This window comes from Inquilinus ginsengisoli (genome assembly GCF_031453975.1).
Lineage (GTDB): Bacteria > Pseudomonadota > Alphaproteobacteria > DSM-16000 > Inquilinaceae > Inquilinus > Inquilinus ginsengisoli_A.
Map to the genome: position 1 here is coordinate 66,896 of NZ_JAVDPW010000003.1, position 15,356 is coordinate 82,251.

Annotated in this window: 10 protein-coding genes; 1 reads left to right on the plus strand and 9 read right to left on the minus strand. The window is 71.6% G+C overall.

Features of this window, described 5'->3' with window-relative positions; translation table 11 throughout:
• Window positions 1–2 precede the first annotated feature (2 nt).
• On the minus strand, window positions 3–1,613 hold the full coding sequence (locus E9232_RS08020) for a flavin monoamine oxidase family protein (protein ID WP_309793246.1): 1,611 nt from the start codon (window positions 1,611–1,613) through the stop codon (window positions 3–5).
• 52 nt (window positions 1,614–1,665) lie between these two features.
• The gene (locus tag E9232_RS08025; RefSeq protein ID WP_309793247.1) at window positions 1,666–3,246 is read right to left on the minus strand and encodes a flavin monoamine oxidase family protein; all 1,581 of its coding nucleotides are present in this window, start codon (window positions 3,244–3,246) and stop codon (window positions 1,666–1,668) included.
• 253 nt (window positions 3,247–3,499) lie between these two features.
• Between E9232_RS08025 and E9232_RS08030 the strand changes: the two genes are divergently transcribed.
• A complete protein-coding gene (locus tag E9232_RS08030; RefSeq protein WP_309793250.1) occupies window positions 3,500–4,252 on the plus strand; it encodes a response regulator in 753 nt (250 codons plus the stop codon).
• Here E9232_RS08030 and E9232_RS08035 read toward each other — a convergent pair.
• The 7 genes from E9232_RS08035 to E9232_RS08065 form a co-directional block, all read right to left on the minus strand.
• Window positions 4,216–10,251, minus strand: coding sequence for an AAA family ATPase (locus E9232_RS08035; RefSeq protein ID WP_309793251.1), 6,036 nt, complete (start codon window positions 10,249–10,251; stop codon window positions 4,216–4,218). The two genes, E9232_RS08030 and E9232_RS08035, sit on opposite strands and share 37 nt — an antisense overlap.
• A gap of 140 nt (window positions 10,252–10,391) precedes the next feature.
• On the minus strand, window positions 10,392–11,819 hold the full coding sequence (gnd, locus tag E9232_RS08040) for an NADP-dependent phosphogluconate dehydrogenase (RefSeq protein WP_309793252.1): 1,428 nt from the start codon (window positions 11,817–11,819) through the stop codon (window positions 10,392–10,394).
• Between the two features lie 106 nt (window positions 11,820–11,925).
• Window positions 11,926–12,888: an alpha/beta hydrolase gene (locus E9232_RS08045; protein ID WP_309793253.1), complete on the minus strand. Its 963-nt coding sequence runs from the start codon at window positions 12,886–12,888 to the stop codon at window positions 11,926–11,928.
• A gap of 16 nt (window positions 12,889–12,904) precedes the next feature.
• Window positions 12,905–13,084, minus strand: a complete 180-nt coding sequence (locus tag E9232_RS08050) for a hypothetical protein (RefSeq protein WP_309793254.1) — start codon at window positions 13,082–13,084, stop codon at window positions 12,905–12,907.
• Window positions 13,085–13,122: 38 nt separating this feature from the next.
• Window positions 13,123–13,824 (minus strand): SDR family NAD(P)-dependent oxidoreductase, encoded by a 702-nt coding sequence (locus E9232_RS08055; RefSeq protein WP_309793256.1) that lies wholly within the window; start codon window positions 13,822–13,824, stop codon window positions 13,123–13,125.
• A gap of 52 nt (window positions 13,825–13,876) precedes the next feature.
• A complete protein-coding gene (locus E9232_RS08060; RefSeq protein WP_309793257.1) occupies window positions 13,877–14,419 on the minus strand; it encodes a flavin reductase family protein in 543 nt (180 codons plus the stop codon).
• Window positions 14,416–15,354 carry an ABC transporter substrate-binding protein gene (locus E9232_RS08065; RefSeq protein WP_309793258.1) on the minus strand — a complete coding sequence of 313 codons (939 nt, stop codon included), beginning with the start codon at window positions 15,352–15,354 and terminating at the stop codon, window positions 14,416–14,418. Before E9232_RS08065 ends, E9232_RS08060 begins: the two co-directional genes overlap by 4 nt.
• Between the last annotated feature and the right edge of the window lie 2 nt (window positions 15,355–15,356).

Here is a 15,356-nt window from a genome sequence, read left to right on the forward strand (position 1 = left end):
GATCAGGCCGCAGAGGCCAGGCCGATGTCCAGTGCGGCCAAGCCGAAATGCCCGGTCAGCATCATTTCGGCGGTCTGCAGCGCGCCTTCGACCCAGCCCTGGTAGGTCGAGTAGGATTCGCCGCAGACATAAACCTCGTCCTGCGCCACCGGCTTGACGATCCTGGGCATCACCGCCTTGGTGTCGACGCCGATGTTCCAGGAATGCCAGCCGCCGCCATAGGGGTCGTCGCCCCAGTCGCGGAAGGCCGCGGCATAGGGCGGCGGCGCGTCCGGCAGCCCGTGCACCTCGCCCAGCTGACGGTGCGCCTCGGCCACCATCAGCGCGCTGATCCGGTAGGGGTCGCCCAGGCGGGGGGTGTCCGCCGCGACGAAGGGGTTGGGCTGGGTCTCGAAGGGCGGGCCGCTGCTGCGCACCCCCTCCCAATAGTCGACCGACACGCCGTCGGTGTAGGCCGCGACCAGCAGCGAGTTGGTGTTGTTCGGGTCGCCGCCCGGCTGCTCGCCCTCGGTCTCGAAGTAGTAGACCTGGCGCAGCGGCAGGTCGGTGACCGAATCGCCCGAGGTCAGGCCCAGCATGTGCCACCAGGGCTGCGGGTAGGCCAGGGCGAACTTGTACAGGGCGTGGCCGGTGACGGTGGACAGCAGCTCCGATACGCCCGGCTTGGTGAAGAACTCGGTCGGGCCGGCCCGGTTCAGTGGATGCTCGGCGATGCGGTTCAGCGACCGCTGCGGCATCGCCAGGATCAGGCGGCGGGCCAGCACCACATGGTCATGCGCGATGCCGTGGTCGTGGAAGGTCAGGGCGTACAGGCCGTCGCGCCGCCGGGTGAAGGCGATCAGCTCCTGCCGCAGATGGACCTCGCCGCCGGCGGCGACGAAATCGTCGCGCAGGCGCCAGGGCAGCGCTTCGTAGCCCTCGGGCAGGCTGTAGTACTGGGTGGCGTCCGGGTCGGTCGACCAGTCCTCCATGTACCAGGGAATGGCCTCGGCCGCGTTCCAGTTGGTCAGCACCGTGTTGAAGCCGCCGCCGTCCAAAGCGAGGTTGTAGGCCTCGACGCTCAGCAGGTTCAGCAGCACCTGCCAGAAGCCGTGCTGGCGCAGCGGGAAGCCGTTCAGCGTGGCGGTGGCGCAGGCGGCGCGCAGCTGCTCGTTGGTCATCCCGGTCGCGCCCGGGATGATGGTCTCGATCGCCTGCACCACCAGCTGGGACGGCGACTTGCCGCGCTCCTGCTCGGTCAGCCAGTACGGCACCAATGTGGGGTCGGAATACTGGCCGACCTGGAAGCGGTGGGCACGGAGATAGGCCAGGTTGTGGCTGCCGCCCATCGGGAACGGGATCGGCGCGAAGCCCAGCTGGTGGATCAGCGCCCAGATGATCGACTGGGACTTCATGATCCGCATGCCGCCCAGCTCGACCGGCACATGCGGCATGCCGGGCAGGCGGATGGTGTCGAGCCGGCCGCCGATGCGGTCGCTCATCTCGAACAGGTGGATGCCGCTGGCGGGGATCTTGGAATCCGCCGCCGTGGCCAGCCGCCAGCCGCTGTACACGCCGCCCATGCCGCCGCCGATGATGGCGCAGTCGATCACGCCGTCAGGTCCCGTGCCCATGATCCTCACCCCTTCTGGACGTATGGTCTGCCCGGACGCCGCGAACGGCATGTCACAGGCTCACGATCTGGTCGACCGCCTCGAGCGAGGCGATCAGCGCGCCCTGGATCCACGCCTGGTCGAGCGAGCAGTGCTCGCCGGCGAAGAACATCCGGCCCTCGGGCCTCTTGCCGTCGAGGAAGATGGCGCCGAGCTGGTTCGGCTGCAGGAAGGCGAAGGCGCCGGCCGACCATTTGTGCGACTGCCAGCAGATCGACGCGGAGTCGACGACGATGTTGTCGTCCATGATCTCCGGATGGTAGCGGGCGATGCCGCGGCGGACGGCGGCCACCTGGGCGTCCGGCTCCATCAGCCCCAGCCGCAGCGCGTCGTCGCCCCAGCAATAGGCGCCCAGCAGCGCGCCGGGCAGGCTGGCATCGGCGTTCGGGGCGGGCGCCGTGCGTTCGGAATGCGCCGGACCGGTGTGCGGGTTGGACCAGGGGGCCGGCGGCAGCGGGCCGCGCTCGACCTGCAGATGGTCCATCGGATAGTAGGTCTGGCGCTGGATCCCGTCGGAGATCGAGGCGCCGCCGTAGATGCCGTAGCGCGACTGCCAGAACCGCTCGCGGCAGTCGAGGATGACCTTGGTCGAGGCGGCGTAGGACATCTCGCTGATCGACTGCAGCTTGCGGTAGCTGAAGCCTTCGAGGTCCAGGCGTCGCATCACGCCGAAGGGCAGGGTGCACATCACGTAGTCGGCGGTCAGCGTCTGCGGCCCCTCAGGCCCGACATAGCCGATCTCGACGCTGGTCTCGGACGCCAGGCGCAGCCGGGTCACCTCGTGCTGCAGCCGGACGGTGCCGGGACGCAGCATCCCCGCCAGCGTCTCCGGCATCTGGCTCATGCCGCCATGCAGCGTGGTCAGGTTGTTGCCGGTGCCGACGATGGTGTCGCGGATGAACATCGTCACCGCCTTGTCCAGCCACACGATCAGGCTGGTGTAGGCGCCGACCAGCTGCTTCACGCTCTGCGGCAGCACGGTGTCGAGGAAGGCGCCCAGCGACAGGCTGTCGAGATAGCGCAGCCGGTCGGTGGTCAGCTCGCCCTTGAACAGGCTGTCCTGCTCGAACGGGGTCAGGGGCGCGATAGCGTTGGCCAGCACCCAGCCGAAGATCGCGCCGCCGGGGTCCTGGGGATAGGCGTCGGCCGGTGTCGGCGGCATCTCCGGCAGGCCGTAGCGGGGATAGATCCGGCTGCGGCTGTCGCTCAGGCGGCAGACCACCTGGTGGATGTCGAGGAAGTTCTGATCGACGCTGTTGACGAACGGGATCAGCCGGCCCGCCAGGCCGGCCTGGTCGATGTAGTAATGGGTGTAGTCATGCGCGCCGGGGACCCGCATCGCCCCCAGCTCGTTGTAGCTGCCGTCCTTGAAGTGGTGGGTCAGGATGCGGCCGCCGACCCGCTCGCTGCCCTCCAGGATGGTGACGCTGTGGCCGAGCTGCTGCAGCTCGTACGCCGCGACCAGGCCGGTGATGCCGGCGCCCAGGATCACGACATGCTTCTGGCCGTGCCCGGCGTTGTTTCGCCGGATCCGTTGCAGCATCTCCCCGATCGGGACATGCGGGTAGGTCGGGGCATTCTGCTGCTCGGACATGCTTGCCTCCTTGCCTGACTCGGGTCGGACAAGATCCGTTCGGGGATTATATTAAATTTTCGCCAAATACTTCTGAATCCTGGCCTGGCCGATGGTGCGATTCCTGTGGATCCGTCACCAGCGGCTGTCGAATTCTGTCGACTCGTGTAGCATGGTGGTCTTCGCGTGATGTGAACAAGACTTGAATGGCCGTTCGCATGGTGGCCGCGGGATGTGGCGCCGGGTAAGGATGGCCGATGGACGGGCAGGGCTGATGACCAACACGGTGGCGGGTCCGGTTTCGGGGCCCGGGACGCGGCGCGACCGTCTGGTCGTGGTGGAGGACGATCCGGTCACCCGCTCGATGATCGCCCGTTATTTCGCCGAGCAGGGATTCGAGGTCGAGGAGGCGGCGACGGGGGCGGAGTGCCGGCGGGCGCTGAAGCAGCGGCCGGCCGACCTGATCTTCATCGACATCCAGCTGCCGGATGGCGACGGCTTCGACCTGGCCCGCGAGATCCGCGCGGCCAGCGCGGTCGGCATCATCTTCGTCACCCAGAAGGACAGCGAGGTCGACCGCATCCTGGGCCTGGAGCTGGCGGGCGACGACTACGTCACCAAGCCGGTGAAGCTGCGCGAGCTGCTGGCCCGCGCCCGGGCGCTGCTGCGCCGGCGCGAGCTGGAGCGCGACTCGGCGCGCGGCCGCACCGTGATCACCTTCGATTCCTGGCTGCTCGACCAGACCCGGCGCGAGCTGACCACGCGGGACGGCGTGCCGGTGCGGGTGACGCGCGGCGAATTCGACCTGCTGGCGGCGCTGGTCCAGGCCAATGGCCGGCCGCTCAGCCGCGACTATCTGATCGAGGTGGTCAGCAACCGCGACACCGATGTCGGCGACCGCACCGTGGACGCGCTGGTGGCGCGGCTCCGGCGCAAGCTGCAGCCGCCGGAGGGCGGGCCGCCGGTGATCGTCACCGTCACCGGCGTTGGCTACAAGCTGGGGGTCCGCACCGACGCGAGAGGCTGAGCCGCTCGCATCTGCGCAAACAGTGCCTGCAGCGAGGCGCGGCGCAGCGGCAGCAGGCCCGCCGCCATCTCGACCAGCGCGTCGAGCGGCGCCTCCTCCCCGGCGCGGGCCTCGATCGCCGACGCGCCGCGGGCCAACTGCACCAGCCCGATGGCGCCGGCCGAGCTGCTCATCCGGTGGGCCAGCCGTGCCAGTGCCGGGCGGTCGCCGGAGGCCGCCGCGGCCTCGATCGCCAGGATCATCGGCCGCGAGATGCGGTGGAACATCAGCGCCAGCCGGGCCAGCTCGGCCACGCCGAGGATCTCGTAGCGCTCGGCGAAGAAGTCGTCGTCGACCAGCGCGGTCGCATCCGTCGGCGCCGCCGGAGGGTCGGCAGGGCGGTCGGCGTCGGACACGGCGGCCAGCATTCGCCGCAGTGCGTCGAGCTGCAGCGGCTTGCCCAGGATCCGCTCGATCCCGGCCAGGGCGCAGCGCTGCCGGCTGCCGTCGGTCAGGTCTGCGGTCAGGGCCACGATCTGGACATGCGACCGCTCGCCCGGCAGGGCGCGGATGCGTCGCGTCGCCTCCAGCCCGTCCATGCCGGGCATGTGCAGGTCCATCATCACCACGTCGAATCCGACCGTCGCCGCCGCCTCGATGCCGGCCTGGCCGCTGTCGGCCAGGGTGACGCGATGGCCCAGCCGGCCCAGCAGACCGGCGGCCACGGCGCGGTTGATCGGATCGTCGTCGACCACCAGCACCGACAAGGCGGGGCCGGCGGCGACCGGGACGGGAACCACCGGCATCGCAGTTCCCAATGCCACCGGCACGGTCAGGCGGAAGGTGCTGCCGGCGCCGGTGTCGCTCTCCAGCGTCAGGGTGCCGCCTAGGAGGCCGGCGATCCGCCGGCAGATCGCCAGGCCCAGGCCGGTGCCGCCATAGTGCCGGGCGATCGAGGTGTCGGCCTGGATGAAGTCGCCGAACACCCGCTCATGCATCTCCGGGGCGATGCCGATGCCGGTGTCCTGCACCGCCAGGCGCAGGGTCTGGCCCGGCTTCGCGGCCGCCGGTTCGAGCGCGACGGAGACGGCGATGCGGCCTTGCGAAGTGAACTTGACGGCGTTGCCGAGCAGGTTGAGCAGCACCCGGCCGAGGCGGCGCGGGTCGCTGTGCAGGATGGTGTCCGGCGGCGCGTCGATCGCCAGCGCCAGCACCAGCCCCTTGGCCGCGGCCTGGGGGCGGATCAGCTCGACCGTGTCGGCGACCAGGCGGTGCAGGTCGAAGTCGCGCAGGTCCAGCGCCTCCTGGTCGTTCTCCAGCCTGGCGTAGTCGAGGATGCCGTCGATCAGCTCCAGCAGCGACCGGCCCGATTCCTCGGCGATCTCGAGATAGCGGCGTTGCTCGCCCTGCAGCCGGTCGCGGTCGAGGATCTGCAGCATGCCCAGGACGCCGTTCATCGGGGTCCGGATCTCGTGGCTGACCACGGCCAGGAAGCGCGATTTGGCCTGGTTGGCGGTCTCGGCCGCGCGTTTGGCCCGCCGCGCCTCACGCTCCTTGGCGACGGCGCGGTTGCGGGCCTCGGCCAGTTCGGTGGTGCGCTCGGCCACCTTCTGCTCGAGCCCTTCATTGGCGCGCAGCAGGTCGGTCCGGGCGGTGTCCAGCGCCGCGAACAGCCGGGCATTGGCCAGCGCGATCGCCGCCTGGGCCGCCAGGACGTGCACGATCTCCAGCCGGCGCGGGCTGAACACCCCGGCGGCCAGGTTGTTTTCGAGATAGACCAGCCCGTCGACCTGGCCGCGCTCGTCGAGCGGGGCGCACAGGACGGAGACCACGCGCTGGCTGCGGATGTAAGGATCCGTGGAGAACTCGGGCGAATGCTGGGCGTTGTCCAGCACCAATGCCTCGCGAGTCCGCAGTACATAGGACAGGATCGACTGCGGCACCGCCCGGCTGTGCTCCAGCCGCGACGAATCCTGGCCCGAGCTGGTGGCGATCTCGCCATGGCGGCCGATCGCCTCGACATGCAGCCCGTCCTCGCGCCGCAGCACCAGCACGCCATAGGCGGCGCCGGCGCTCTCCTGGATCGCCGCCAGCACCATGTGCAGCAGCCGCTGCAGGTCGATCTCGCGCGAGATCGACCGGGCGGCCCGCAGCGCCGCGCGGAAGTCGAGGCTCTCCTCGGTCGACACGCTGGTGGAGTCGATCTGGGACGACCGGCCGCGCAGCGGGCGCACGGCCAGACGCGGGAACTCCGCCTCGATCGCCGTGCGCTTCGCTGCGGCGCCCCAATAGCCGTAAAGGGTCGTGGCCTCGCGCAGATGAGCGGTGGCCGCGACCTCGTTGCCGAGGCCCAGGCAGAAGCGGCCGGCGCATTCATTGGCCAGCGCGGTGTAGTGCACGAACTTGCCGGCCTCGGCGCCGCGGATGGCGTCGCCATACAGGTGCAGCGCGTCGGCGGCCCGGCCCTCGACCCGCGCCAGCTCGGCCTCGACCAGGCTGTGCATATGGCCGAAATTGTGCGGGTTCAGCACGCTCCAGCCCTGCAGCCGGCCCCGGGCGGCGGTGAAGTCCGTCCCTTGCGTCGCTCCGACGGCCAGGGTGGCGAGCAGCAGGAAGGTGGTGCCTTCGGCCTCGATGAAGTTGTTGGCCACGGCAGGCAAGGCCTGCGGCAGGGCCTCGGCATAGGTGCGGGCCGGGCCGAGGTCGCGGAACAGCACCGCCAGCTGCAGCTTGCGCACCAGATAGTAGGCCCGCTCGGGCACATCCAGCGTCGCCACATGGGCCAACTCCTCCGCCACCGACAGCGCCCGCTCATGCGACAGCGAGGTCGGCGCGGCGGTCTGGCCCATCAGGGCCTCGGCGAATTCGACCTGGATGCGGCAGTGGTTGGCGGCCGTCCGGTTGTGCCGGCCGATCAGGCGGAGATGGTCGGTGCCGATGCGGGCTACCTCGGCCAGGGCCCCGCCGTCGCACAGCAGATGGATGGCATAGGTGGCGGCGTGGTAGGAGCCGAACTGCATGTCGCCCATCTCGAAGCCGGCCCGGATACCGTCGAGATTGAGCTGCAGCGCGTCGCCCAGCGGGTGCAGCCAGTGCTGCAGGAAGTAGGTGTAGACGAAGGTGACGCTGGCGGTCAGCGGATGGCCCAGCCGCTCGTCCAGGGTGATGGCGACCTGGGCGAAGCTGTCGGCCAAAGCGGTGTCGCCGGTCAGTCCGCGCAGGGTCAGCGCCAGGGTGATGACGATGCCGGGGGCCAGGCTGTCGTGGCCGTGCCGCAGCATCAGGTTGGCGTTGCGCAACGCCATCAGCGCGAACAGCTCCGGCTGCTGCGAATCATGGGCGTCCGGCGCCAGGCGGAACAGCAGCTGCATCGCCCCGGCCAGCCGGCCGTCGGTCAGCCGCGGCAGGTCCAGCAGGGCCTCGGCGGGCCGCCCGGCCATCAGCGCCTGGAAGGCCTCGAACTCCGCGCCCACCGCCGCCCGCTGCGCCTCCTGGGTCGGGGGCAGGTCGATGTCGGCCAGGCGCAGCGCCGTCAGCCCGGCGCTGATCGCCTGGGCGTACAGCGCCCGCGCATCCAGCGACAGCACCTTCAGCAGGTGCAGCCGCAGGCGCCGCTCATCGTCCCGCAGCCGGCCGAGCAGGTCGTCGAACCCGGCCTCGAAGCCGGCATGGTCCTGGGTCAGGACCCGGCATTCGGCCAGCAGCAGGGCGGCCTCGGCGATCTCGTCATGGCCCGTCTCCCACAGCGCCGGATCGATCAGGCGCATGCCGATCTCGGCATAGTCGCGCGCCGGGCCAAGCGCGGCGGCGGCCCGGGCCCGGCGGGCGGCAAGCAGGTTGATCGCGGCGCAGCGGGCGCGGAACTCCAGGTCGTCGCCGGGGTCGCCGGCGCCATTGAGGTGCAGGGCGATGGTGAAGGCCGCCGCCGGCAGGTCTTCCGGCCGGGTGGTGTCCAGCAGGTGCAGGCCGATGCGGCGATGGATGGCGCAGCGATCGGTGGCCAGCTGGTGAGCGGCCTCGCGGATCCGGTCATGGGCGAAGCCGTACTCGCCGTCGCGGACCACCAGCATGCCGTCCGAGACCGCGGCGTCCAGGGCGCGGCGCAGCGCGGAATCCTCCAGCTCCAGGACCCGGCCCAGCACCACGGTGTCGATCTGCATGCCCAGGCAGGCGGCGACCGTGATCGGCCGCTGCACGCTAGGCGGCAGGTGGCCGATCCGCCCGGCCAGGAAGCCGACGACGTTGTCCGTCGCCTCGACCTGGGCGATGCGGTCGAGGTTCCAGCCGCCGGTGGCGCCGATCGCACCGGTGTCCCACAGATGCTTCAGCAGCTGGCGCACGAACAGCGGGTTGCCCAGCGTCTTGGCGTGGATCAGCGCCGCGGCCGCCGCCGCCTGGCCCGGCGTGGCGCCGGCGACGCCGGCGAGCATGGCGCCGATGTCGCCCGGCTCCAGCGCCGCCAGCGCGATGTCGCGGCGGTCGGCGATGTGCTCGGCCAGGACCGCCAGGATGTCCGGCAGGGCGACGCCGTCGTCGGCCGCCTCGTCGCGGCAGGTGGCGATCAGCAGCAGCCCGCCCGAAGCGGCCGCGCTGCAGATCGGGGCCAACAGCTCGCCGCTGGCCTGGTCGGCCCATTGCAGGTCGTCCAGCACCAGCACCAGCGGGTGCTCCGGCGCGGCGAAAACGGCGACGAAATCCTTCACCAGCTGGCCGAGCCGGTGCCGGGCCTCGACCGGGGCCAGCGAGGGCAGCTCGGGCTGCGGCCCGATCAGCTGCCCCAACACCGGGACCAGCGCGACCAGGGCGCCAGCGTTGCGGCCGAGGGCCACCGCCAGGGCCTCCCGCCACGCCGCCACCCGCTCGTCCGGCTCGGTCAGCACGCCGCGGATCAGGGCGTCGAAGCCGCGCGCCAGGCCGAGATAGGGCATGTCGCGCTGCTGCTGCTCGAACTTGCCGACGGCGAAGCGGCCGCCGGCCTCCGCCACCACATCGCGGATGCCGTGGGCCAGGGCGGATTTGCCGATGCCGGCGGCGCCGCCGATGCGCACGAACACGGTGTGCCCGGCCGCCGCCGCCGCGACCGCGTCGCGCAGCGCCGCCAGGGGGGCGGCGCGGCCATGCAGCGTCGGGTCGGAGTCGAAGGGCATGGCGCCGCCGCCCGCCTTGAGCGCGAACGGCGCGATCCGGCCGGTCGCCGCCAGCGCGGCGCGGCAGCGCTCCAGGTCCGCCGCCAGGTCGGCGGCGCTGCGGTAGCGCTCCTCCGCCGGCTTCATCAGCAGGGTCTGCACGATCTCGGACAGGATGGCGGGGATGTCCGGCGCGACCGCCTGCAGCGGCGCCGGCCGCTTCGCCAGATGGGCGTGCAGCAGCTCGATCTCCTCGGCGCCTTCGAAGGGCGGGCGGCCGGTGAACAGCTGGTACAGCACGGCGCCGAGGGAATAGAGGTCGGCGCGGTGGTCGACCGGGCGGTTCATCCGGCCGGTGCGCTCGGGTGCGACGGCGCTGAGGTCGACCACCGCCGGCAGGGCGTCCGCCGCGATGGTGGCGCCGGGGGGCAGCGCCACGGCGCCGCCGAAATCGATGATGTTGACCCGCCGGTCGGCCGGGTTGACCACGATGTTGTCGGCCGAGATGTCGCCGTGCAGGGCGCCGGCCCCGTGCACATGGGCCAGGCCCCGCGCCGCGGCGGCCGCCGCCTCCAGCCGGTCGGCCAGGGGCGGCCGGTGGTCCTGCATCCATTCGGCCAGGGTGATGCCGCCGATGTCCTGGAGCATCAGGACGGGCCCGTCCGGCGAGGTCGGCAGCAGCGCGACGGCCTTGACCACGTCGTCGCTGGCGAAGCGTGAGATCAGGCCGTGCTCGTGGCGCAGCCGGTCGATCAGGCTGACGGTCGCCTCGGCGCCGCCGGCCTTCAGGATGACGCGCCGGCCGGTGCGGTCGAGGGTGGCGGCGAACACCGTGGTGCCGGCGGTGCGGCGGATGTCCTCGCCCCTGGTGTAGCGGTGCTCTTCGTCCGACACGTCCGGCCCTCCCGCGCAGGCCCCCGCCCGCCGTCCAGGATCAGTCTATATCGGTTTTCAGCGCGATGTTCGCGCCCAGGTTGCGCAGGCCGCGCCCGGCTTCCCGTCGCGGCGGGGAAGCCGGGGGCGGTTCTTCCGCGTCAGCCTTCGCTCTGGCTCCAGGGACCGTGGTGCTGGCCCTCGGCATCGATCCGGCCGAAGCCGTGGGCGCCGAAGAAGTCGCGCTGGCCCTGGGTCAGGTCGGCGGTCGAGCGCGGCTGGCGCAGCGCCAGCCAGCGCGAGGTCGCGGCCGACAGGGCCGGCACCGCATGGCCGTGGCGGAAGGCCTCGGCCACCACCTCCGGCAGGGCGCCGACGGCGCCCTCGAACAGCGGCGTCAGGCCCGGCGCCAGCACCAGCGACTCGATGTCCGGCGTCTGGTCGTAGGCCGAGGCGATGCGGTCCAAGAGGGTCGAGCGGATGATGCAGCCGGCACGCCAGATCCGGGCGACCTCGGCCAGCGGCAGCTTCCAGCCATATTCGCGCGAGGCCGCCGACATGATGGCGAAGCCCTCGGTGTAGGCCAGGATCTTGCCGGCCAGCAGCGCCTTCTCCAGCAGCTCGATCGCCGCCTCGCGGTTGCCGGCCAGCGTCAGCGGCTGGGCCGCGCCCGGGAAGCGCTCGGACAGGGTCTTGCGCAGGGCGCGGTCGGCCGAGACGCCGCGCGCCTCCACCGCCGCGGTGATCGAGGAGGCGGGGGCGCCCAGCGCCAGCGCCTCGATCGCCGACCAGCGGCCGGTGCCCTTCTGGCCGGCACTGTCGACGATGACGTCGACCAGCGGCTTGCCGGTCTTGGGGTCCACCGTCTTCAGCACCGTGGCGGTGATGTCCACGAGGTAGGAGGACAGGGGGCCCTCGGACCAGCGCTCGAACACGTCGCCGATCTCGGCCGGGGTCAGCCCCAGGCCGCGGCGCAGCAGGCCGTAGACCTCGCCGATCATCTGCATGTCGGCATATTCGATGCCGTTGTGGATGGTCTTGACGAAGTGGCCGGCGCCGTCGGTGCCCAAGAGGGCGCAGCACGGCGTGTCCTGGAACTTGGCCGCGATCGCCTCGAAGATCGGCTTGACCCGGGCGTAGACCTCGGGCTTGCCGCCGACCATGATCGACGGGCCGTGGCGCGCCCCTTCCTCACCGCCGGACACGCCGACGCCGAGATAGGCCAGCCCGGCCTCGGCCAGGGCATGCTCGCGCCGCACCGTGTCGTGGAAGTTGGCATTGCCGGCGTCGATCAGGGCGTCGCCCTTGTCCATCAGCGGCTGCAGCCGGGCGGCGGTCTCGTCGACGGCGTCGCCGGCCTGCACCATCAGCAGCAGGGCGCGCGGCTTCTTCACCGCGGCCACCAGATCCTCTGGCGTGTGGCAGGCCACCAGGTTCTTGGCCAGCGGGCCGGCCAGCGCGATGGCCTCGTCGATGCGCTCGACGCTGCGGTTGTACAGCGCGACCCGGAAGCCCTTCTCCGCCATGTTGAAGGCGAGGTTCCGGCCCATCACGCCCAAGCCGACGACTGCGATATCCGCGTCGCTCATATCCATGCCTCTTTCTGTCCGCTGATGATCAGACGGCCCAACGATCGGAGGCTATCGATAGTAAACCGTTGGTTACTTGTCCATGGCGGTGGTGGGGCCGTAAGGGTCAGAGCAGGTGTCGCGTCAGGGCTTCGACCACCACAGCGCGAGCCTCGCGCGCCCGGCCCAGCAGCCGGGTCTGGGCGATGAAGCCGTGCGGCACGTCGGGATAGACCTTGAGGTCGTGCGGCACGCCGGCCCGGGTCAGCCGGTCGTCGAGGTTGCGGGTGTCGTCGAGCAGCGGGTCGAGGCCGGCGGTAAGCAGCAGCAGCGGCGGCAGGCCTTCGAGATCCGCCGTCAGCGGCGCGGCCACGGCGCTGGTGCGCAGCGCCGGGTCGGGCAGGTACTGGTCCCAGAACCAGTCCAGCTTCGCGGTCGACAGGCCATAGCTGCCGTCGCCGAAGGCGTGGTGCGACGGGCTGTCATGGTCGGCGGACAGCATGCCGTAGACGATCGCGCCGAAGCGCAGGGGCGGATCGCCGGCATCGCGCAGCTGCAGTAGCGTGGTCAGGGCCAGGTTGCCGCCGGCGGAATCGCCGCCGATGCCGATCCGGCCGGCATCGATGCCCAGCGCCGCCGCGTTGTCCCGCAGCCAGCCGATGGCGCCGGCCGTCTGGTCGCGCGCCGTCGGGAACTTGTGTTCGGGCGCCAGGGCATACTCCAGCCCCACCACCACGACCCCGGCGTCGCGCGCGACCTCGCGCTTCCAACGGTCCAGCGAGTCGATGTCGCCGATCGCGAAGCCGCCGCCATGGGCGTGCAGATAGGCGGGCAGCGGGCCGGTGGCGCCATCGGGGTAGTACAGCCGGACCCGCAGCGGCGGCGACAGATGCGCCAGCACATGCTCCTCGATCCGGGCCAAGGGCGGCGGGTCCTGGTTGAGAAAGGCCTGGTAGGTGCGGGCGTGGCCGCGCGCCACCACGGTCGGGGTCGCCAGCACGTCGGCCTGGACGATGCCGCTGTCGCGCAGCAGCGCCTGGACGGCGAGGAATTCGGGGTTCAGCTCGGGGCGGGCGAGGGAATCCGGCATGGCGCGTCCTTGGCGGTCAACGGGCGTCGCGGGTGGTGCCGCGTGCGGCAGCCCAGAAGCGGTCCAGCAGGAGCAGCGGCAGCGGCTCGGCGAAGGGCAATGGCCGGACCCGGCCGGGCGGCCGGGGTTCGCCATCGGTGTCATCGACCGGCTGCGCGCTTTCCAGCGCGTGGATCAGCCATCCGATCGTATCCATCCCGTGACTCCCGATGCAAGGTGCCGGGGGGGCGCCCCTCAGAACGTCTCCAGCCAGGGCCGCAGCTCGACCTCCCAGGTCCAGGCGCTGCGCGGCTGCTGCAGCACGGCGAGGTAGCTCTGCGCGATCGCGTCGGGGTCCAGCGTGCTGTCGGGCCGGTCCGGCGATCCCTGATGCGCGGCGTCGCGGATCTGGCCATCGATCACGAAATGGGCGACATGGATGCCCTGCGGTGCCAGCTCGCGCGCCATGCTCTGGGCCAGGCCGCGCAGGGCGAACTTGCCCATGGCGAAGGGGCCGGAGCGGGCATAGCCCTTGACGCTGGCCGAGGCGCCGGTGAACAGGATGGCGCCGCGGCCGTGCGGCAGCATCCGCCGCGCCGCCTGCTGCCCGACCAGGAAGCCGCCGAACGCCGTCACCGCCAGCACCCGCTCGACCCCGGCGGGGTCGAGGTCGACCAGCGGGCCGCGCAGCCGGCCGCTGGCGTTGTAGACCACCACGTCGGGGTCGCCGAACCGGGCCTGCACCGCGTCGAACAGCCCGGCCACCGCACCGGCATCGGCGGTGTCGGCGGCGAAGGCGACGGCGCCGGTCTCCTCGACCAGCGGCTGCAGCTTGGCGGTGTCGCGGGCGGCCAGGGCGACCTGCAGCCCCTGCTTCGCCAGCAGCCGGGCCAGCGACGCGCTCAGGCCGCTGCCGGCACCGACGATCAGGGCGGTCTTGTGAGTCTCGAGGCTCATGGCTGTCTGTCCGAAATATCGAAGGCAGGGTGCGAGGGTAGCATCCGGCGGGTCAGCCGGCCGGCTGAATCGCACCATAGGCGCCGCGCCAGTACAGCAGCGCGTCGTCGGCCGGCACCCCGTGCAGGGCGCGGACCCGGCCGATCAGGATGGCGTGGGAGTGGCGGTCGATCCGCTCCTCCAGCTCGCAGTCGAAGGCGACCAGGGCGTCGGCCAGGATCGGCGCGCCGGTGGCGAGGTCCAGCCACTCGGCCCCGGCGAAGCGCTCGGCCCCCTTCTCGCCGTTGCGGCCGGCGAAGCGGTCGGCGATCGCGGCTTGCGACGCCGCCAGCACGTTGACGCCGAAATGCCCGTGCCGGACCAGCAGCGGCCAGGCCGAGGCCGAGCGGTTGACGCACAGCAGCAGGGTCGGCGGGTCGACCGACAGCGACACCATCGAGGTGGCGGTCAGGCCGTTGCGCTCCGCGCCCCGCCCGACGGTGACGATGCTGACCGCCCCGGCCAGATGGCGCATGGCGCCGCGGAAGGCGTCGGAAGCGACCGGCGGCGGCTCGAGGCTGGCGCTGGCCAGGGCCATCAGGGTGTCGAGGCTCATTTCGCGGCCGTGGCGTTGGTACCGAAGCTGCGGTTGAAGGCGGCGGAGACGTCGAGCGCAGCGGGCAGCACGTGGTGGCGGGTGAACAAATCGGCCTCGCCCTGGGTCTCGGCGACGACCGCGTCGTCGATCGCGATCGGCGTCTCCTGCTTGGTGCGCAGCGAGCGCAGGGCGATGTCTTCGGGAATGCGGGTCAGGGCCGAGATCTGCGCCGCGATCGGCTCGGGGTGTTGCAGCGCCCACAGCTTCGCCCGCTCGACCCGGCGATGGAAGTCCAGCACCGCGTCGCGCTTGCCGGCGATGGCGTCGTCATGCGCCAGTTCGAAGGTCTTGCTCGGATACACCCCGGCGGCATCGGCGACCACCCGGGCCCCGTCGCCGACCACGGCCATCGAGACATAGGGCTCCCAGATCACCCAGGCGTCGACCGAGCCGGCGGCGAAGGCCGATTTGGCGTCGGTCGGGCCGAGGAACACCAGGGTGACGTCGTCCGGCGTCAGCCCGGCATGCTCCAGCAGGCCCAACGCTTCGAAATGGCCGTTGCCGCCGCGGTTGACGGCGATGCGCTTGCCCTTGAGGTCGGCGAAGCTCTGCGCCGGCGAATCCTTCGGCACCAGCACGGCGTTGGCGCTCGGCTGCGACCGGGTGGCGCCGATCACCTTGACCGGGGCGCCGGCGGCATAGACGAAGAGGTAGGGGATGTCGCCGGTGAAGCCGACATCCAGCGCCCCGGCGTTCAGCGCCTCCAAGAGCGGCGCGGCGGCCGGGAACTGCGACCATTCGATGGTGTAGGGCACGTCGTCCAGGGCGTGCGCAGCCTCCAGCAGCGAGCGCACGCCGGCCACCTGGTCGCCGACGCGCAGCACGGTCTCGGCGCGGGCCGCGGGCAAAGCGGCGACGGCCAAAGCGAGGCCGAGGAAGAGGCGCCGGACCATTC

Excerpts from the sequence above, each read along its gene's own strand:
- E9232_RS08020 (WP_309793246.1), bottom strand. The coding sequence starts at position 1,613 with ATGGGCACGGGACCTGACGGCGTGATCGACTGCGCCATCATCGGCGGC.
- E9232_RS08025 (WP_309793247.1), bottom strand. The coding sequence starts at position 3,246 with ATGTCCGAGCAGCAGAATGCCCCGACCTACCCGCATGTCCCGATCGGG.
- E9232_RS08030 (WP_309793250.1), top strand. The coding sequence starts at position 3,500 with ATGACCAACACGGTGGCGGGTCCGGTTTCGGGGCCCGGGACGCGGCGC.
- gnd (WP_309793252.1), bottom strand. The coding sequence starts at position 11,819 with ATGAGCGACGCGGATATCGCAGTCGTCGGCTTGGGCGTGATGGGCCGG.
- E9232_RS08045 (WP_309793253.1), bottom strand. The coding sequence starts at position 12,888 with ATGCCGGATTCCCTCGCCCGCCCCGAGCTGAACCCCGAATTCCTCGCC.
- E9232_RS08050 (WP_309793254.1), bottom strand. The coding sequence starts at position 13,084 with ATGGATACGATCGGATGGCTGATCCACGCGCTGGAAAGCGCGCAGCCG.
- E9232_RS08055 (WP_309793256.1), bottom strand. The coding sequence starts at position 13,824 with ATGAGCCTCGAGACTCACAAGACCGCCCTGATCGTCGGTGCCGGCAGC.
- E9232_RS08060 (WP_309793257.1), bottom strand. The coding sequence starts at position 14,419 with ATGAGCCTCGACACCCTGATGGCCCTGGCCAGCGCCAGCCTCGAGCCG.
- E9232_RS08065 (WP_309793258.1), bottom strand. The coding sequence starts at position 15,354 with ATGGTCCGGCGCCTCTTCCTCGGCCTCGCTTTGGCCGTCGCCGCTTTG.